Source organism: Pseudomonas sp. 2VD (assembly GCF_005503585.1).
GTDB classification, from domain to species: domain Bacteria; phylum Pseudomonadota; class Gammaproteobacteria; order Pseudomonadales; family Pseudomonadaceae; genus Pseudomonas; species Pseudomonas aeruginosa.
The window spans coordinates 1-2,354 of the sequence record NZ_SCND01000567.1 but is presented as its reverse complement, the minus strand read 5'-3'; the positions used below and the strand labels follow the sequence as shown (position 1 = coordinate 2,354).

Here is a 2,354-nt window from a genome sequence, read left to right as displayed (position 1 = left end):
CAGATATCCAGCCAGTTCATCGGTTCACTCCGGTAGGGGGAGGGCCGCCGTGGGACGGCCCGGACAAGGGATTCAGACGTTTTCCAGTTGCTTGAGCGGAATCCGTTCGAACTCCTTCTTCAATTGCGGCTGTTCGATGCGCTGCTTCCATGGGTCCTGCTCGAAGGAGAGGGCGAATTGCAGGCGGTCGTTGAGCGCCTTGCGGTTTTCCGCGTCCTCGACCACCGCCTTGCGGATGTGCTCCATGCCGACCCGCTGCAGGTAATGCACCGTGCGCTCCAGGTAGAAGGCTTCCTCGCGGTAGAGCTGGAGGAAGGCGCCGTTGTATTCGCGCACTTCTTCGGCGGTCTTGAGCTTGACGAAGAACTCCGCGACCTCGGTCTTGATCCCGCCGTTGCCGCCGATGTACATCTCCCAACCGGAGTCCACGCCGATGATGCCGACGTCCTTGATCCCGGCCTCGGCGCAATTGCGCGGGCAGCCGGAGACCGCCAGCTTGACCTTGTGCGGCGACCACATGTTGAACAGGTCGTGTTCCAGATCGATGCCCAGCTGCGTCGAGTTTTGCGTGCCGAAGCGGCAGAACTCGCTGCCGACGCAGGTCTTCACGGTGCGGATGGATTTGCCGTAGGCATGTCCGGAGGGCATGTCGAGGTCTTTCCAGATGGCCGGCAGATCGTCCTTCTTCACCCCCAGTAGGTCGATGCGCTGGCCGCCGGTGACCTTGACCATCGGCACCTGGTACTTGTCGGCGACGTCGGCGATGCGCCGCAACTCGGCGGCGTTGGTCACGCCGCCCCACATCCGCGGTACCACCGAGTAGGTGCCGTCCTTCTGGATGTTGGCGTGGGCGCGTTCGTTGATCAGGCGCGACTGCGGATCGTCCTTGGCTTCTCCCGGCCAGGTTGAGATCAGGTAGTAGTTCAGGGCCGGGCGGCAGGTGGCACAGCCGTTCGGGGTCTTCCAGTCCATGAAGCGCATGGCGGCGTCGAGACTGGTCAGCCGGTGTTCGCGAATGGCCTTGCGGATCTGCCCGTGGTTGAGGTCGCTGCAGCCGCAGATGGCCTTCTCGCTCTTCGGCTTGACGTCGGCGGCGCCGCCGACGGTGCTGATCAGGATCTGTTCCACCAATCCCGCGCAGGAGCCACAGGAGCTGGCGGCCTTGGTGTGTTTCTTGACTTCGTCGACGCTGAACAGGCCGTGTTCTTGTATGGCCTTGACGATGGTGCCCTTGCAGACGCCGTTGCAGCCGCATACTTCGGCCGTGTCGGGCATGCTCGCGGCGCTGTTCTGGCCCTGGTGGCCGACATCGCCGAGGGCGTTCTCGCCGAACATCAGGTGGTCGCGGATCTGCGCGACGTTGTGGTTCTCGCGGATCTGCCGGAAGTACCAGCCGCCGTCGGCGGTGTCGCCGTAGAGACAGGCGCCGACCAGTACATCGTCCTTGATCACCAGCTTCTTGTAGACGCCGCCGATGGGGTCGGAAAGGGTGATGGTCTCGCTGCCTTCGCCGCCGATGAAGTCGCCGGCGGAGAACAGGTCGATACCGGTCACCTTGAGCTTGGTCGAGGTCACCGAGCCCTGGTAGCGGGCGTAACCGAGATGAGCCAGGTGGTTGGCGCAGACCTTGGCCTGCTCGAACAGCGGCGCAACCAGGCCGTAGGCGATGCCACGGTGGTTGGCGCATTCGCCGACCGCATAGATGCGTGGGTCGTAGGTCTGCAGGGTGTCGTTGACCAGGATGCCGCGGTTGCAGGGGATGCCCGCGCTTTCGGCCAGCTCGGTATTGGGGCGGATGCCGGCGGCCATTACCACCAGGTCGGCGGGAATCACGTCGCCGTCGTTGAACTGCACGGCACAGACCCGGCCGCTGCCGTTGTCCATCAGTTCCTGGGTCTGGGTGTTCAGGCGGAAGCGGATGCCGCGGGCTTCCAGCGCGCCTTGCAGGAGTTTGCCGGCGGTGCGGTCCAGTTGGCGTTCCAGCAGCCAGTCGGAGAGGTGCACGACGGTCACGTCCATGCCGCGTTGCTTGAGGCCGTTGGCCGCCTCCAGGCCGAGCAAGCCGCCGCCGATCACCACCGCGTGGCTGTGGGTCCGGGCGCAGTCGATCATGGCCTGGGTGTCGGCGATGTCGCGGTAGCCGATCACGCCCTGCAGCCGATTGCCGGGTATCGGCAGGATGAAGGGGACCGAGCCGGTGGCCAGCAGCAGGCGGTCGTACTCGGCCTCGCTGCCGTCCGCGGCGACCACCCTGCGGCGGACCCGGTCGATCTGCACCACCTTGCGGTCGAGGAGGAGCTTGATGCCGTTTTCCGCATACCAGTTGAGGTCGTTGAGGACGATTTCCTCGAAGG

General features: G+C 64.8%; 1 protein-coding gene. It reads right to left on the bottom strand.

The features are described 5' to 3' along the window. Window positions 1-72: 72 nt before the first annotated feature. Window positions 73-2,354 (bottom strand): nitrite reductase large subunit NirB (nirB, locus tag FFS27_RS31745; RefSeq protein ID WP_137952503.1); only part of this gene is annotated, 2,282 nt, incomplete at its 5' end.